At 66.0% G+C, this 17,446-nt stretch carries 10 protein-coding genes; 7 read left to right on the forward strand and 3 right to left on the reverse strand.

The features are described 5' to 3' along the window. Nucleotides 1–28: 28 nt before the first annotated feature. Nucleotides 29–1,039, reverse strand: a complete 1,011-nt coding sequence (locus OHB24_RS39685) for a helix-turn-helix transcriptional regulator (RefSeq protein WP_327636115.1) — start codon at nucleotides 1,037–1,039, stop codon at nucleotides 29–31. Nucleotides 1,040–1,093: 54 nt separating this feature from the next. On the opposite strand from OHB24_RS39685, the gene OHB24_RS39690 reads away from it, so the two are divergent. Continuing rightward, complete coding sequence (locus OHB24_RS39690) at nucleotides 1,094–2,224, forward strand: epoxide hydrolase family protein (RefSeq protein WP_327636116.1); 1,131 nt, start codon at nucleotides 1,094–1,096, stop codon at nucleotides 2,222–2,224. A 34-nt stretch (nucleotides 2,225–2,258) separates the two neighbouring features. Here OHB24_RS39690 and OHB24_RS39695 read toward each other — a convergent pair whose 3' ends face one another. After that, complete coding sequence (locus tag OHB24_RS39695; RefSeq protein WP_327636117.1) at nucleotides 2,259–4,955, reverse strand: caspase, EACC1-associated type; 2,697 nt, start codon at nucleotides 4,953–4,955, stop codon at nucleotides 2,259–2,261. A 54-nt stretch (nucleotides 4,956–5,009) separates the two neighbouring features. Further along, nucleotides 5,010–5,291 carry an effector-associated constant component EACC1 gene (locus OHB24_RS39700; protein ID WP_327636118.1) on the reverse strand — a complete coding sequence of 94 codons (282 nt, stop codon included), beginning with the start codon at nucleotides 5,289–5,291 and terminating at the stop codon, nucleotides 5,010–5,012. Between the two features lie 530 nt (nucleotides 5,292–5,821). Between OHB24_RS39700 and OHB24_RS39705 the strand changes: the two genes are divergently transcribed. From OHB24_RS39705 to OHB24_RS39730, 6 genes are all read left to right on the forward strand, one after another. Then, a complete protein-coding gene (locus tag OHB24_RS39705) occupies nucleotides 5,822–6,136 on the forward strand; it encodes a hypothetical protein (protein WP_327636119.1) in 315 nt (104 codons plus the stop codon). 172 nt (nucleotides 6,137–6,308) lie between these two features. Then, nucleotides 6,309–6,662, forward strand: a complete 354-nt coding sequence (locus OHB24_RS39710) for a hypothetical protein (protein ID WP_327636120.1) — start codon at nucleotides 6,309–6,311, stop codon at nucleotides 6,660–6,662. Continuing rightward, a complete protein-coding gene (locus tag OHB24_RS39715) occupies nucleotides 6,659–7,306 on the forward strand; it encodes a hypothetical protein (protein ID WP_327636121.1) in 648 nt (215 codons plus the stop codon). Before OHB24_RS39710 ends, OHB24_RS39715 begins: the two co-directional genes overlap by 4 nt. Before the next feature lie 326 nt (nucleotides 7,307–7,632). Then, nucleotides 7,633–10,641 (forward strand): hypothetical protein, encoded by a 3,009-nt coding sequence (locus tag OHB24_RS39720; RefSeq protein WP_327636122.1) that lies wholly within the window; start codon nucleotides 7,633–7,635, stop codon nucleotides 10,639–10,641. A gap of 10 nt (nucleotides 10,642–10,651) precedes the next feature. Then, a complete protein-coding gene (locus OHB24_RS39725) occupies nucleotides 10,652–15,949 on the forward strand; it encodes a DEAD/DEAH box helicase (protein WP_327636124.1) in 5,298 nt (1,765 codons plus the stop codon). Further along, nucleotides 15,931–17,037, forward strand: coding sequence for a RecB family exonuclease (locus OHB24_RS39730; protein WP_327636126.1), 1,107 nt, complete (start codon nucleotides 15,931–15,933; stop codon nucleotides 17,035–17,037). Before OHB24_RS39725 ends, OHB24_RS39730 begins: the two co-directional genes overlap by 19 nt. The last annotated feature ends 409 nt before the right edge of the window (nucleotides 17,038–17,446 follow it).

Below are 17,446 nucleotides of genomic sequence, written 5' to 3' on the forward strand. Positions count from 1 at the left end.
TCCGTGACGCGCTGTCATCAGGTACGCGTCAGCCGCCGTTCGGTACGTCGATCGCCTTCAAGTACCGTTTGCCGACGGTTTCCAGGTGGCTGACGAGGGCCGGTGGGCCGTCGACGTGGAAGTCGAGGCCGAGCATGCCGATGTAGACGGCGATCACCTCGAGGGAGTCGGCGCCGGTGACCAGGACGCTGGTGTTGTCGTCGACCGACTCCACGATCCCGACGGCAGCATGAATCCGCGACAACACCTCCTGCGCGGGTGCATACACAGTGATCCGCGCATGCACCTTCCACCCGGTCGACGCGACGTCACGCAGTACGAAATCGGTATACGCCTCGTCCGTCATAGGACGCGGCTGATACCGCCGACCTGTTGCCATCCGCAACGACATCCAGTCGACCCGGTACGAGTGCCAGACCGCATCCTCGTCCCGCGCCACGAGATGCCAATACCCGTGCCAGCTCACCAGCCGATAAGGCTCGACAAGGATCGGCAGCTCCTGCCCAACCCCCGACCCGGCTTTGTACATCGACACACCATCCGGTACGACGTACTCGAAGCGAAGATAATGCTCGTCCCGAATACACGCCGCGATCGTCGACAGTACGGCGGTGTCGATCTCGGGAGCGTCGACGTTGGAACGCGTGTTGTCAGGGCCCTTGTCCATGGACTCCGTGATCGCGTTCACCTGCCGCTGCAGACGATGCGGGAGCACCTGCTGGAGCTTGGTCAGCGCGCGGACGCTGCTCTCCGCCATACCGACAACGCCCGCGCCGGTCCGCAGACCGACGGCGACCGCGACCGCTTCTTCGTCGTCGAGCAGCAGCGGCGGGAGCTTCGCGCCGACGCCGAGCTGGTAGTGGCCGGCCGGACCCCGCGTCGCGTCGACCGGGTACCCGAGCTCGCGCAACCGGTCGATGTCGTTCCGCACTGTCCGCGTCGTCACTTCGAGCCGCTCGGCCAGCTCGGAACCGGTCCACGCGGGGCGCGTCTGGAGGAGAGCTAGCAGTGCTAGCAGACGCTGCGAAGTCTCCAGCAAATCAATCTCCTAATTAGGAATCTAATGTTCCTATACGGATTCTATGGTAGAGCCATGAACACGAACGAGAGCATCCGGCCCTTCACCGTCACGATCGACCAGGCCGACCTGGACGACCTCAACGCCCGCCTCGCGCGGACCCGCCTTCCGGAGGCCGCCCCGGGCGACGACTGGGACCTCGGCACTCCGAACCACTACCTCCGCGAGATGGTCGACCACTGGCAGAACGGGTTCGACTGGCGGGCGCAGGAGGCCCGGATGAACGAGTTCCCGCACTACCTGACCGAGATCGACGGGCAGACCGTGCACTTCATCCACGTGCCGTCCGAGGTCGAGGGCGCGACCCCGCTGCTGCTGACCCACACGTACCCGGGTTCGTTCGTCGACTTCCTCGACATGATCGGCCCGCTCACCGACCCGGTCGCGTACGGCGGATCCGCCGAGGACGCGTTCTCGGTCGTCGTACCGTCGATCCCCGGCTTCGGGTTCAGCACGCCGCTCGTCGACCGCGGCTGGACGATGGCGCGGGCCGCCCGTACCTTCGACACGCTGATGCGCCGGCTCGGCTACGAGTCGTACGGCGCTCACGGGTCGGACGGCGGCGCGATGATCAGCCGGGAGCTCGGCGTACTCAACCCGCCCGGGTTCCTCGGGCTGCACGTCCTGCAGCTGTTCTCGTTCCCGTCGGGCGACCCGACCGAGTTCGAGAAGTTCACGCCGGAGGACTACGCGGCGCTCGAGCACCTGCAGTGGTTCCAGTCGGTCGGCGGGTACAACGCGATCAACTCGACCCGCCCGCAGACCGTCGCCGTCGGCATCTCCGACTCGCCGGTCGGGCAGCTCGCCTGGAACGAACTCTTCAACAACTTCGGCAACGGCACCAGCCTGGTCACCCAGGAGCAGATCCTCACCGAGGTCTCGCTCTACTGGTTCACGAACACCTCGGCCGCGGCCGGCCGGTACCACTACGAGGAAGCGAACTCCGGCGCGGAGCCGCAGCTCAACCACGCCCCGACCGGCGTCGCCGTCTTCGCCGACGACTTCAAGACGATCCGCCCGCTGGCCGAGCGGGACAACACGAACATCGTGCACTGGTCCAACTACGACAAGGGCGGCCACTTCGCCTCCCTCGAGCGCCCCGAAGAGGTCACCGAGGACCTCCGCAAGTTCTTCCGCAACCTCTGATTCTCCTTGAAAGGCCGGCCTGCGGGCCGGCCTTTCAGCCGTTGGTGTCGATGACGCCGATCTCCTTCGGCCCCGAGCTGTCGAGTACGTCGATCCCGGGCTCGAAGAACCGACTGAGATAGATCCGCTGCCCGTCCGGGCTGACCGCGATCCGCGAGGGCAGCCCCAGGTTCTTGGCCAGCGAGCCGTCGACCTTGCCGCTACCGACGTCGACGACGTGGACCGTGTCGTCGCTACCCGATCGCCCGAACACATAGAGGTGCTTGCCATCGTTGCTGACGGCACCCGCGGTGGCCGCCTCCGGTATCTTGCCCTGCGTCGACGCCTCACCCTTGGTGTTGATGACGTCGTACGTCGCACGCCCGACGACATAGAGCGCTCCGCCGGGGCCCGGGACGAGGTCACGTGGCTCGTCGCCGACCTTGATCGGACCGCCGACCGCCGCCCGAGACTTCGCGTCGATGACCGCAACGGTGTCGCCGTCCTTGGACGAGATGTAGAGCCGGCCCCGGTCGTCGATCGCGACATCCGTCGGGGTGGATCCCGCGGCGAGTGGTCCGCCGACCGTCGCCAGCGTCTCGGTGTTGATCTCGGTGATCGTCGCCGCCGTCTGACTCAGTACGAACAAGCGGTGCGTCGCAATGCTCAGCGCGAACTTCGTCGGCCCGGGCGCGACAGCGATCGGCTGACCGACCACGGTCCAGTTGGCGGCATCGATCACCGAGACCGAGTTCGAATTCGAGTTGGCGACGTACAGCCGGGATCCGTCGGGCTCGACGATCAGGTTGCTCGGGAACTCGCCGACCTCGAGCGAATCGCCGACGCGTTCCTGCGTCGTCGTACTGAACCTCATCACCCGGCCGTTCTCGACGTCCGTCGCGTACAGGAACCGGTCGTCCGGGCTGACCGCGAGCCCGACCGCCAACGGCGCCTGCGGAGCGGACGGTATGACGTTGATCGCGACGATGCCGAGTACCGCAGGGGCGACGAGGGCGCCCGTGGTGATCCAGCGTCGGAGTGGCTTGCCGGGCCGGAGCATCACGGTTGCGACGCCGAGAACGAGCCAGACCACGAGCAGGGCGATGGCGGCGAGTTGCTGCGGATCGGTTTTGCTCTGGAACCGCAGGAAGCCGAACAGAACCACGAACCCGCTCACGACCCAGCCGACCAGGAACTGACGGTTGACATGAATCAGCGACCCCGCGATCGCGACCTCAGCCGTCAGTAGGTAGAGGAGCACGACGTTGAGCGGATGCACTGTGCTGTGCCGATCGAAGTACAGCAGGATCACGAGCACCAGGACTGCCGCCGCAGCGCCGAGCCCGATCAGCAGCTTGTGTGGTGGGTTTCTCACTGGCGGCGTACGGCGGAATCGCAGCAGGCCGATGACGCCGGCGACCAGCCACGCCACGGACGCGATCAAGTACCAGGTCGCCGGCAACGGGTGCACGTCTGACCGGAGTTCGTGCGTGATCCAGCCAGTCGCCATGGCGGTCGCCAGCAGCGCCGGACCGGCCAGTCCGACGACGAAGGCAGTCGCGTTCTCGCGCAACCTGATCACCGTCGGTACGACGGCAATCGCTAGCACTGCTACGACAATCAGTTCCCAGATGTGTGCTGTCGCGAGGACTGCGCAGACGACTTGCGCGGCGGCGGCGATCACGACCAAGCCCAGGATCGGCCAGTCCAGGTCCGGCAGATGGAAACGGCCGCGCCATCGTCGTGCCGACGCCTTCGCCGCCGCGCTGAACGTCGGTCCGCTGGTCCGTCTCGGCGTCGGCGTGGTGCTCGGTTGCGGGCGGACAGGTGGCGGCGGGTTGTCGAGGTACGCCTGCGCCGCGGCCGCGACACTCCGGCTGTCGTCCTCCCGGAGTAGCTCGAGCTGCTCGCGCGCGGTACGGCGTACCAGCTCGTTGCTTGCCCGCAGCAACTGACCTAGCGGTGCTAGCGCCGACTGACGGATCTCGGCGAGGGGACTCTTGATCGCGCTCGCGAGATACTCAGGCAGCGCCCAGCGCGGGTTGGAGGCAACGACCGTCCGGCCCTCGGTCTCCGCGAACTGGCGCGGGCGCTGGCCCGGCTGCTCAGCGGTGACAGCCTTGTAGGTGTAGTCGTACAGCTCGTCGGTCGTGACATCCCCATCGGCGTCCAGGTCAGCGGCCCCGGTACGCAGCCCTTCGACCAGGTGATGCGTGAACACCGATTCCGTTCCCTCAAAGGCGTACTGCGTCGAGTCCGACGCAGTCAACACGATCCGCCCGCGCCCACCGAACGCTTCCTTCGTGTGTACTGCGGAATCCGACTTGGCGAACTGCTCCGCCGCGTACGCCCCGCTGTAGCAGCAATCCAGAATGAGGATCGTCTGCCGCGACCGGCTCTCCGACACCGCCTCCCCCACCAACACCGCCGACAACGCCGTGAACCGCAGGCTGTCCCGCACCGTGTTCTGCATCGCCAGGTAGAGCCGGCCGTTGTCGTCCTTCAACCCGTGCCCGCTGAAGTACAGCAACATCAGGTCGTCGCGCTCACCAGCGGCAAAGAAGTCCGCGATCGCCTTCCCCACCTCGTGCGTGGGCCGGTTCATCAGTACCTGTACGTCGAACCCCGCGATCGCCTGGTCCTCGAGCACCTCGGCCAACGCCTCGACGTCCCGCTCCGGCGCCGCCAACCGCCGCAGCCCGGCGTCCTGGTACTCGTACGTGGCCACCAGCAAGGCCCGGCGCTGCCCCATGGCTCAGCTCGCTTCGTACCTGCGCAGGAACGCCTCGATCAACTGCCGCTGCTCCTAGTCCGAGGCCGCATCCACCTCGATCGAATCGTCCCCCACGGTCAGCTTCACCCGCTGCCCCGCGGTACGCCGCCCCAGCCAATCCCGCAGTACCGCAATGAGCAACGGCACCATCCCACCCGCCCCACCCAACGCAACCGCCACCGCCCCCACCGCAGCCGCGTCCCCCTTGCTCCCGTCAGGCGCCGACGTCAACACATCACGCGTCTCGAACTCCTGCCGCAACTCCCGCCGCAACTGCCGAATCCCCCGATCCGCAACCTCCGGATCAACATCCACCAACACCACATCAACCCAAGCCCCCACAGCCACCCCTCCCCAACCTCGCGCCAATAATCCTCGACAACCCCCACCCACCGCAACGGTAAGTAGCCACCCACTTCCCGTCCGCACCAACAACGACACCGGCTGCCTTCCAGCCGGCTTCGCCGGCGCGCGAGCTGCCCTGAGCGAATGCCTCGGCGAGGCAACCGCCCCAGCCTCCGCACCCAGCCGTCCTACCCGCGATCGCCCCACCTCGCCCACCCGATCGCGAATGCGGCTCGTCGGTACCTCTCATACAGGGAGCCCGGAGCGCCAAAGCACCCCGGGCTCCTTTGAGCTCCACCCATCTGGAGGGACGTCCGGGCAGAGCCTCCTCCACCGGCCGACACACCCCCGCCGGCGCTCACCCCCACTCACCCCACCCCCGAAACTACGCCCACCCCACCCACCCGACAACCACTCCGAGCCCCTGTGGATAACTCATCTCCCGAGCGGCGCGTTACTCATATTCTGATGAGAACGGCCGTCAAACAGGAAGGCTCACGGTGGACTCCGAAGAAGCGTCATACCTGCTCCCCGACGGAGAACGCGTCTGGGTGATCAAGACATCGACCGCCGCAGAGCTCTTGCCGAAAATGCTCGAACGTTTCCGCTTCGGCCATACGGACCCACTCATCTTCGGCGACGCAGACAGGCCCGAGGGCGTAGTCGTCCCCTTCGAACTCTGGCGCACCCTCGACACGCGCGTCTTCGACGAGGACGGTCTCGATACCACCTACACGATCGAACGCGCCCGCCTGTCCGACCCCCGCCCTCAATCCCCATCGAGCAAGTCGCAGCCGATTTCGACCTGGACCTGAGCGAGCCGGCCAACGAGTCAGAGTTCAAATCGAAGTAGCGCACTGTGGATAACTCCGACCCGGACCAGCACGGACCTCTTATCCTGATGACGATGCCGGACCACCGTAAAGACCACGCATACACGCCGGCTGACTCGTCTAATCTGGAAAGACAGCCAGCAAAGGAGCTCAGATGTCGACGGAGACGCCACAGGATCGCCCGAACGGTGACCGCGTTAACGTGATCGATACGGCAACCGCGGCGTACAACCTGCCTAAGATGCTGCAGCGGTTCCGGGCAGGTCAGGCTGAGCCGCTAATCTTCGGCGACGACGGCCACCCAGAAGGCGTGGTCGTTCCCTTCGACCGGTGGGAGCAGCTCGAGGAGCTCGCCGAGGACGCCGAGCAGGCCGCACAGATTCGCGACGTCACTCGGCGGCGCCTGGCGACGAACCGTGTCGAGGACTACGTCTCTGCCGACGAACTCGCCGCGGAGTTCGGATGGAACCTCGACAGCGACGCCAAGCCCCCGCCAGCACCCCGATGACGGCCAAGTATCACCTGGTCCTCGATCCGGAGCTCCGGGACGAGCTTCGTGAGCTCCACGCCCGTGCCCAAGCGGACCCGAATGGTGCTGCAGCCAAGCAGTTCGAAGCAGTTCGCGTCGCGCTGAGCGCCCTGCGCGAAGGCCGTGAGACCGAGTTCGCCGGCGAGCGCCTCGGCCGTTCCGACAATCATCCGGATCTTCGCGACTGCGCCGAGATCAAGATCCCGGTCGTGGAGGAGTTCAACCGGCGCGGGCGGCCGATGGGACCTTCGCACCGAGTCACCTACCGGGAGTTCGAGGGTCCGACCGAATCGTCCCTACCGGTGCGGCAGGTCGTCGCCTTCGCGCCCCGCAAGGACGGCGAGATCTTCGACGTGACAGCCAACCGCCTCGGACGCTCGAAGGGCGTCGCCCTCGACAAGCTCGACCACCTCCCGACAGTCCGCCCCGTAACCGGCCCCGACAAGGAGGCCGACCGCCTCGTCACGCCGCCGCGCATGCAACTACCCCCGGACCTGGCCCAAGCATTCAAGGCCCTGGAGGGCCTACCACCACCCACCAGCACCTCACCAACAACGACGAATCACCCACCCGCACTCCCACGCCGCACCCCAAACCGCGGCCCTTCCCAGAGCATCATGTAACACCCGGTAACCGCGCGCCGATGTAGCGGACGGGGGTTCTACATGTGGTGTGAACATCATCGGCCTCGAGGCCGCGAAATCGATTGCTGGCTTACTGGTCGGACTAGGAGGACGTCACCGTCCGCTGTGCGGCTTGAGGCGTGTGAACGGGCCACCAGCGGCTTGAGCTGGTCCGCCCCGGTCGATGCATGGCCGGGGAGAGTGCGAGCGGTCGGACTCGAAGCTTGCGTCCGGACCACGAGCACCGGCCCCGTACAGAGAATCCCAACCTCGAGTCCCGCATCGCTCGTATCGGTACAGGCGCGGACGTGCGGAGGGGGCCTCGCATGACGCTGGCTGATTGGGCATCGTACGACCGGTGGAACGATGCCGTGGCCGACACGATGTACCCCGACGTAGACGACGCCACGCCCGTCTACCTAGATCTCGAGGAGGATCTTCTCGCGACCGTCGCAGTACGTGCGGGTTGGTCCGGCGATCCTCGAGAAGGTCTGTGTGTCGCCGTCCGTGACGTGGTGATCGACGGCGACAAGTTCACTCTCACCGCGTTGAACAAGCGCCTGCGCGAGTGGCGCCGGACCAACAGAACTGAGCCTCCGCCCATTCTGGCGTTTCTAGCCCTAACGGTGCAGGCAGCCGAAGACATGGGGCAGGATGACAGCCTTAGCACGACGGCCTATTACCCGCGGCTCGCCAAGTTGCTGGACGTGCCAGGCGACGACGTGCGCACCGTCTATACCCACTTCGCTGAGTACTTCTGGCGCTGGCTGAACCAATGGCTCGACGATCTCGACGGCGCACGTGGATTGCCGACCGCCTATGCACTGCAGCATCGTTTCATTGGGCTGCCTATCTCACAGGCGCTCGTTCGCCATGCCGATCGCCGTCACTTCCCCGAGTTCTTCGCGCAGTATGGTCTCGCCGGCGGGATGAGCATCGCGCCGGAAGCGCTCGTACCCTACCTGCAGGCGTGGTTCGAAACGGAACACTGCCCGGTCTCGAAGAACCTGCGCAGGTTGTGGAGCAAGGCGGCTGCTCAGGAGCGGATCGCCACGGTCGCGGCGGTGGAGCTGGCCGAGTGGGATGGGATGATCCCCGACGGGCAGGCAGGTCAGCGAAAGCTGCAGAAGCTGGGCCTGATGGCACAGATGCGCAATGGCTTCATGGACACCAACCTTGATATCTCCGTGACGCTGCGCCGCCCCGCCGACGCGGCCGGGGAAGGCATGGAGGTCGAATCCGCCGCAGGAGCGTGGATCCCGTTGCCCTTCCGGCCCGCGGTCTCGAGCCTGTGGCGCGCGGGCGCCTCAGACGGGCTAGACATCCGATCTGTACTTGAAGGCGTGCTCAGCGTCCGGCCAACCGACGCACCGGGCATGGTGCTCAAACACCCGCCCCGCATCATCGTCCCCCTGGTATGGGACGACATGGTGAACGGATACGTCGAGCAAGAGCGCCTGCAGCTCAATGTCCAATGCATGCTGCTGGTCAAGCGCGAGGCCAACGGGAGGTGCATCGCAGACGAGGTCGTTGCGACGATCGACACATGCGCCCGACCCGGGTTCTCCGTCCACAACGAACTTGAGGGCTTGCCAGACGGTTGGGTTGCCGTCGACTCGATCCAGCTCTTCGGCGCGCCGAGCGGCACACGCTTCAACGAACTGGTGCCGCTTGCACGCGACCAGTTGGCGATCGCCGGTGGGATGCGCATTCCATCCCGCGTCCGCAAGTGGTCCTCGACTGCCCCACCAGAGCTGCGCGCCGCAGTCCAGAGCGAGGAGATTGTGCGCATCCGGCTCGTCGACAGTCACGAGGACACACCCCTGAGGGAGTGGAGGGGAAAAGGAGGTGCGCTGATCGTCCCGCTGCGCGATGAAGGACTTGGCGACGGAGACTACAGGGTCAGCTTGCTGCTCGGCGATTCATCGTCGCCAGCTCAGGAACTCAGCCTACGCCTCCGATCGGCGGACACGCCCGACCCGGGCTGGCAGACCGTCCCACGACTGACATATGACCTGACTGGGCCGCTTGGCGCCATCACTGCCGGTGAGCATGGCGACGATGAGAAGGCCATCCTCGTGGACGGCGCGGCCGTGGAGGGCGACCGGGCGATTCAGATTGCGGCGGTAGCCCGCGACCGTGCGCCATGGCAGCCGGTCGCGGACGCGGCGCCGGTCGCCGCGTCGATCCAGGTCGGCGCCCCGGATCCCAAGTCGTGCGTTGTCACCGGCGCCCACTATGTCGAGTTTCCGGCCTATCTCGGCGGCAAGCAGCCACGCTTCATCGAAGGCACATGTCGGTACTGCGGCCTAGTCAAGCGGTCACCAGGGTGGGTGAAGCCGAACTGGAGATCCGGGGGTGCCACGACGCATGCCATTGCAGCTCCAACTCACATATCGGTTGACGAGCTGCCTGCGGTCGGTGGCCAGGAACAGGGGTTGTGGGACAGCGCCCTGGACGTACTCATGCACCTCGGTGGCGGCATCGGGTCGAGCATCACAGCGATCGCCGGCCAGATCGACGGCACGGCATTGTTTACAAGCGCGTTTCCGCAGGTCCTGGAAGCTCTGGGACATATAGCGGTCGAACGTAATGCAAGAGGCGAGTGCGCGCGCTGGGAGATGTCGCCAACTTGCCTGGCGGTCATGCCGAGCTCGACGGCCGAGCTGGTTGGACATTGGCCGCCAGAACAAGTGGTCGCCATCGCTGCTCGCGCGGCTTCCCTGGGAGGCGCCTTCCAGACCGAACCGCGCACGGACGGACCCGCGCGCAGGATGATCACGGGTCTGAAGGGTGCCGCGCTCGACTTCCTGCCCACCGAAAACGTCACGCTCGTCCGTGAGGCTGGGGCAGGTATCCTCAGGGCCCTTCCGCCGCTCTCCGAAGTCGCGCGGGCGCTGCCGCGTGAGCCCAGACCGGGATTCACGCTGGCGGAAAGGTTTGACACGACGCGGATCTCGTGGGCTCAGACGTCCGACTTGACGCTACCGGGCGCGTACCGCCTGCGTCGCGGGTTCGAGACCATATACACATATGCGTCAGCCGCAGATGCGACAGACCGGCAGGTCGCTCCAGCATCCGTACATCTGGCCAAGCATCTGGCCGCCAACTCGGCGGGGACGATGCTTGCGATGTATGAGCTGTCCCGGCGCGAAGTGCTCGTGCCCCTCGGGTGCGATCTACCAGGGCTCTATGCCCGTGCGCTTGTCCTGCGCAGCGGAGAGCAGCCCAGGCGGGCGAGAGTGACCGTCGCCAGGACAAAGGTCCCGTGCCTGCTGTATCCCGACATCGACCAGGAGACTGCGGATCTCCTGCTGACTTTGCTGATGACCTGAGAGGACTACCGTGGCGCCTACCAACCCGACGAAGCTCGCTCGCGATCTTCGGGATGTCTTTCTCAAGTACTTCGATACCGCATTCTGGCTCGACAACGACGCTGTGATGCGCGAACGCAGGAGACTGCTCGAGGCTCCCGGTGCGCTGGTCGGCGACCTCATGATCGAGCCGGTGATGCCGTACGCGAATACACACCCGCTCGCGGACATCGCCCGCCGAGTGGGCATCGACGCCGACGTAGCTCAGCTTGTCGGCGAGGCCGTCTTTCCGGGTGCACCTATGCCCAACCTGCGATTGCGGGAGCACCAGGCCGAGTCGATCGAGCACGGCTTCCGGCCCGCGCTGAGCGAGGGACGCAACGTTATCGTCACGTCGGGGACCGGCTCCGGCAAGACGGAGGCATTTCTGCTCCCAGTCCTCCTCAGGGTTATGCAGGAGGCACGTGACTGGTCTACGCAGCCGGGAGCAGACTGGTGGTGGTCCTCCGCGTCTCCGCAATGGCGGCCGATGCGCCACGGCGAGACACGTGACTCTGCTATTCGCACCCTGATCCTCTATCCCACCAACGCGCTGGTCGAGGATCAGATGACCCGACTCCGCCGTGCTGTGCGGGCACTGCGTGAGTCGGCACCGCGCACGCCCATCTGGTTCGGCCGCTATACGGGCAGCACGCCCGGCTCCGGCCGACGGCCCCGGGGGAAGCGGGCGGCGAGCGAAGTAGCGGCGGAACTGAAGGGGCTCGAACATGAGGTTGCGGGTCTGCGGAAGGCGAACGCAGACGCGACCGGCCAGCGTCAGCAGGGCTCCGCCTGGCACCAGGAGCTCGACCTCGACCAGTTCCAGGACCCGCGCTCAGGCGAGATGCTGACACGCTGGGACATGATCGAGGATCCACCGGACATCATGGTCACGAACTACTCGATGCTGAACTCGATCATGATGCGGCAGTTCGAGGATCCAATCTTCGAGAAGACGGCGGCGTGGTTGGCGAAGCCCGGGAGCATCTTCACACTCGTGGTCGACGAGCTTCACCTCTACCGCGGCACCCAGGGCAGCGAGGTCGCAATGATCATCCGCTCGCTCTTACACCGCCTGGGCATCGCACCTGACTCGCCGAAGCTAAGGATCATCGGCACCTCTGCGTCGCTCAACGAGTCGTCCCGCAGCATGGACTACCTCGAACAGTTTTTCGGCATCGACCGGCGAAGCTTCACGATCTGCCCAGGGCGCCCGCTGGACCTACAAGCCCCGCCCCCGATCACGCGGGACGACGTGGAGGCTGCCCGCAGGTCTGCCGCCGATCTGTCGCGCGCGGTAGCGCTCGCCTGCCAGGACCCAGAGGAGGAGCGGCTGCGGGCGACATCAGTCACCAGCCTCGCTGACCGCCTGTTCCCACACGAGCCTGACCAACTGGAACTCCTTGACGGCGTCTTCTCCCAGCTGGCACTCGCGGCACCGAAGCCGGACGAGGCCCAGCTGATCCCGTTGCGCGCACATGCTTTCGTCCGGATGCCGCGCGGTGTCTGGGCCTGTAGTAACCCGCGGTGCCATTCCGGCGAGGAGTCGCCAAGCGGCATCGGCCGACTCTTCACCACTCCCGCGCACAACTGCGCCACATGCGGCAGCAGGGTGCTCGAGCTGCTCTACTGCTACGAGTGCGGTGATATCAGCCTCGGTGGCTTCGTCCTCCAGCAGGAAGGATCGCAGGTCGCCCTCGCCCCGGGGCCGGTGGAGGAGAGCCAGAGCGGCAAGCAGGTCTTCCTACGCTCGTCGACGGAATTCGTGTGGTACCGCCCGGGCCTCGTTGACCTGGGCAAGGAATGGTCTCACAGCGGCGTGAAGCTGGCATTTGCAGCGGCATCTTGGAATCCGGCGCTTGGCTTGCTGTCGATGCCGCCGGATGGCGAGCCTACCGGAGTGACGCTTAGCTTTTCGGGACACAAGACCGGCGACCGAGTGCCGGCGCTGCCGACGCGGTGCCCCACCTGCGGCTACGCTGCCACCCAGCCGAAGGCGGGCTCCTTCACTAGTGGGCAGGTCAACTCGCCGGTGCGTGCACACACCACGGGCCCGGCCGCTGCAACTCAACTCTACTTGTCGCAGCTCGTCCGCTCTCTGGCCGAGGGGCGGGCTGGACGGGCATCGATCGCTGACGCGAAGACGATCGTGTTCACCGACGGCCGGGATGACGCCGCACGCACCGCTGCCGGAGTCGCGCGAAACCACTATCGGGACCTGGTGCGACAGGTTCTGCGCCAGGAGGTCCAGGAAGCGCCGGATCCCGTGCCTCGGCTGAGGGATCTGGACATGGCAGACGTAACCGTCAGAGGGCTTGGGCTAGCCAAGGTCGCGCTGATGAGCCAGGACCTTGGGATGTCGCTGACTCCCGAGCAGGAGAAGGCTCTTCACGAGGCGCTCGCCGCGCTCGCCGGCGAGAGTTCGGTCGCCCTGCCTCAGCTCTACGGCCGCATCCGAGATGCCTTGGTCCGGCTCGGCGCGAACCCTGGAGGGCCGAACCCTTGGAACCGCTACCTGGAGGATCAGCTCGACGGCACGACCCCCTGGTACCGAGCCTTTGCCCCACCCGTCAGCGGTGCTTGGCCAGAGCTGCCGCTGACCCAGGGTCAGCAAAAGCTCATGGAGGATCTACGTGAGGCCGTGATGGAGGCGGTGTTCGACCGTGCTCGTCGTGACCTTGAGTCGGTCCAGATAGCTCGTATGGCCATCCACGGGCTGCCGCGAGTGGAGGGCCCTCTGGGTGAGGCCGAACTGGTCCAGCTCGTGGGATCGGTGGTGCGCATCCTCGGGACGCTCAGCCGATACGAAGGTAGCCGCAGGGGCGGGGTCCAGACGACGGCCGTTATGCCTGCACCTGTCGCGAGGTACGTCGGCAAGGTCGCGGAGCGCCTTGGGCTCTCAGCCGACGCAATCACTACGCAGTTGCAGGCCCTTCTCGCCACCGACGTCGGCAGCAGAGCGGTTAGCGGCTGGCTGTTGCGCTCCTCCGCCATCGACTCGACGCTTGTGCTGCTCCCGCGAGGCGACGAGTGCTGGCGGTGCCGCAACTGCAACTATGTCCACCTGCAAGCCAGCCTTGGCGTATGCAGCAACCGGCAGTGCTTCTCGATCGGACTCCACGCGGAACCCGTACACGACGAGGACTCCGGCGACTACTACGCCTGGCTGGCGCACCGTGAACCTCGCCGTCTGTCGATTGCCGAGCTCACGGGGCAAACCAAGCCGCTGTCGGCGCAGCGAGATCGCCAGCGCTGGTTCAAGGGTGCGTTCGCTCTGAACGAGAGTGCGCTTGCCGAAGAGCTCGATGCCCTGTCGGTGACGACAACTATGGAGGTTGGCGTCGACATCGGTTCCTTGCGCGCGACGATGATGGCGAACATGCCGCCCCAGCGGTTCAACTATCAGCAGCGTGTCGGCAGGGCCGGCCGGTCAGGCAGCAGCTTCAGTTACGCAGTGACGGTGTGCCGGTCGCGCTCGCACGACGAATACTACTTCCAGCGCACCGACCGTATGACCGGTGACATCCCGCCGCAGCCGTTCCTAGATCTTGAGCGGCCGCGGATCATCCAGCGTGTCGTCGCCGCAGAGTGTCTCCGCCGTGCCTTTGCCGCACTCGCAGACCCTCCCACCTGGACCTCGGACAGCAACCACGGCACGTTCGGTAGGACGACCGAGTGGCCCGAGCGACGGAAGGAGGTTGCCGCCCAGCTGAGTCACGAGGACCGGGTGCGAGACGTTGTGCGCCGGCTGGCGGCCTTCACCCTGCTTTCGGAGGAAGCGAGGTCGGCAATTGTGCACTACGTCACCGACGAACTGGTGACCCGCATCGACTCGGTCATGGAAGCGGAGGCGGGCTCGACCGACCTCGAACTCAGCTCGGCCCTGGCCCGATACGGCATCCTGCCGATGTTCGGATTCCCCACCCGCGTCCGGAATCTGTGGAATACGAAGGTCACTAGCCGGGAGTGGCTCCAGACCAAGGTTGTCTCCGATCGGTCGCTCGACCAAGCGATATCCATCTTCTCCCCGGGGGCGGAGGTGGTGAAGGATGGACTCGTGCACACAGTGGAGGGTTTCGCCGCCTACCGTGTCGAGGGCACGATCGCCAAGGCGGTCGACCCCCTCGGCACAGGTCTTTCCTTCGGGCGGTGCCCGAAGTGTGGTCGCGGCGAACTTGAGCCTGCCAGCGCCAGCTGCCCAGCATGCTTCGAGATGCTCGAGATGCTCACCTTGCACGAGCCCCGCGGCTTTCGCACCGATTACAGAGCGAGGCCCTACACAGGCGACGGGGACACCGCGCTCCGCGGTTCCACTCCAATCCTCACGGTAAAGTCTCAGCCCACGCGGGAGCAGCAGTTACCCAGGGTGGACCTTCACCTCTACGAACAAAGCCGACTTGTCACCGTGAACGACAACTTCGGCCGGGGGTTCCGGTTCACGCCTGCGCAGGATGGGACAGTGATTGCCGAGCCTGGCAGCACGGGAGCGCCCGAGCTGACCGTCATCGGCGAGATCCGGGTGACCGACGCACTGCTGATCACGCCACGGAGGCTCGACATCCCGACGTCTGCCGTCGCGCTGTACGATCAGCCGTCCGGCAAGGCCGCATACACGTCACTCGTCGAGATCCTACGGCGCGGCGCCCAGGTCCTCCTCGACATCGATGCAATCGAGCTTGCGTCGGGCATCAATCCGATTCGCGTTCCGTTGCTGGCAGCGGACGAGCCAGACGCTAAGGCGCAGGTAGCCGCGGCGGTGTACCTGGCCGATACTGCCGAGAACGGCGCGGGGTATGCCACGGAGCTCGGCGAGCCGGCGACGTTCGAGGCAATGCTTCACCGGATCTACGCCGATGTGGCGGAGCAGTGGGAAGACCCGCAGCACCGGCTGGTCTGCGATCTCTCCTGCCCAGATTGCCTGCGCGCATATGACAATTCGCGGCGCCACTCGCACCTGGATTGGCGGCTGGCGCTCGACATGCTGGAGATCATCACCGGCAGGCCGCTGACTGTCACGAGGTCACTCCCGTCAGATCCCACCGAGTTCGAGACGGCGGCAGGCGCGCTGCAAGGCGCCGAGACTGGAGCCTTATGCGAAGTCCCGTTCATTGCCCGTGGCGACAAGTGCGTGCTGCTCGCACACCCGCTGTGGCGCCTCGACACTGACTGGCTCACCGACCAGCAGGCACTCGCGCACGTAGCGGCACAGGAGTCGTTCCGCACCGTGGGGTGGGACGACGTCCGCTCCTTCCGCATCAACCCACTATCGGTATGGCGCTACCTGAACTGACGTGGCGTCCGCCACAGCCGCCGGTGGTGGACCACGTCAGCCCCAGCCTTCTGGCGACCTGGAATAAATGTCACCTGCGCGCAGGCTTCCAGCTGGATCCAGCGACGAGCGGCCTTCGCAAGATGGGTCTGCGTGCTGCCGTGGGGAACGTTGCGCACGCAGTGCTCGAGCGACGGTTCGGCTCGCAGGAAGAGTTCGCCGAAGTCTGGGCCGCGGAGAGCTCACGAGCGTACAAGCGCCTGCAGCGGGAGTGGGCACCCGCCACGCCGCCGACTCCTCAGAACTGGCCCGCCTGGGCGCTCACAAAGCACCAGGTGGCCAGACGTGTCGTCCACGACCGAACGGGCGATGCGATCACTACCGCGCAGGCACGCAGAACCGCATCCGGACAACCGGCGCGATCCCCGACCACTGAGCAAGTCGACCGGACGCCCGGGCTTCCCTGGCGTGAACGTTGGCTTGAGGACCGCGTGCTCGGACTGAGGGGGAGGCCGGACCTTGTCGAACACGCCGATGGTGTGCTGACCGTGGCCGACTTCAAGACCGGTCGGGGCGACATGACGGACGACCGGAGGGACCAGCTCCTGATATACGCCGCCCTAGTCCAGTCATCGCTCGGCGAGCTGCCCTCGCGTGCCGAGATCCGGCGCGCCGACGGGAGCTCGCAGGGTTTTGGTATCCAGAGCGAGGCCATCGACGACGTTACAAGGCGGGCGGCATCCGCGCGTGCGCTGCTGAATGACGCTGCCGCCGGCCGCCGAGACCTAGACGCCACACCGGGACCGGGCACGTGCCCCACTTGTCCGTTCCGCCTCGCCTGCGGTCCCTTCCTACAGGCGTACCAACCCGATTGGGTTTGCGGTCACGTCGTAGCGGGACGCGTCCAGGGCACCGGGCTGCTTGGCGCCCAGCGCTATCTCGACCTCGACGTCCTGGCACCGCGCTGGCGGCCTCGGCAGCTTCGTCTCATCGGGCTTGCGCAGCCGCGACCGGCGCACGGCCAGCTGTGGAGCGTGAGCGATTTCGAAGGGGCATCAGCGGCCGGCTTCGCCCGCTGGAACACGCTGACGTGGAGCTGGCCTGAATGAGCAGTACTGGATGACCCTGAGGAACGACCGCACGAAACGCAGGTGGCCGTGGCCCGCTGAGCCTTCGCAATGGTAGCTCTCAGCCATTCCCGGACACCTGAAGCACCTGATTGCCCGTGGGCTCAAGGCGTCAACGATGTCTTGCCCCAGATCAACACGGTCGGGTGGCTGTCTACGCGCACTTCGGAGTCGGCCTGCATCGCGAGGTACGAAGTAGTCACGAAGCCGCCAAACTCACGACGACAGATGCGTGAAATTGGCGAGCGACATCCCGCCCCAACTGAGACGAAGGGACAGTTGCACTCTGCCACAAGGGCGAGTCCGGTGGCGACCGATCATCTCCCAGCACGCCTCCTGTTCATGTTGCCAAGAAGCTGCCGCCTCGCCCGGCTCCACGACACACCCGCGG

Source organism: Kribbella sp. NBC_00482 (genome assembly GCF_036013725.1).
GTDB lineage: Bacteria > Actinomycetota > Actinomycetes > Propionibacteriales > Kribbellaceae > Kribbella.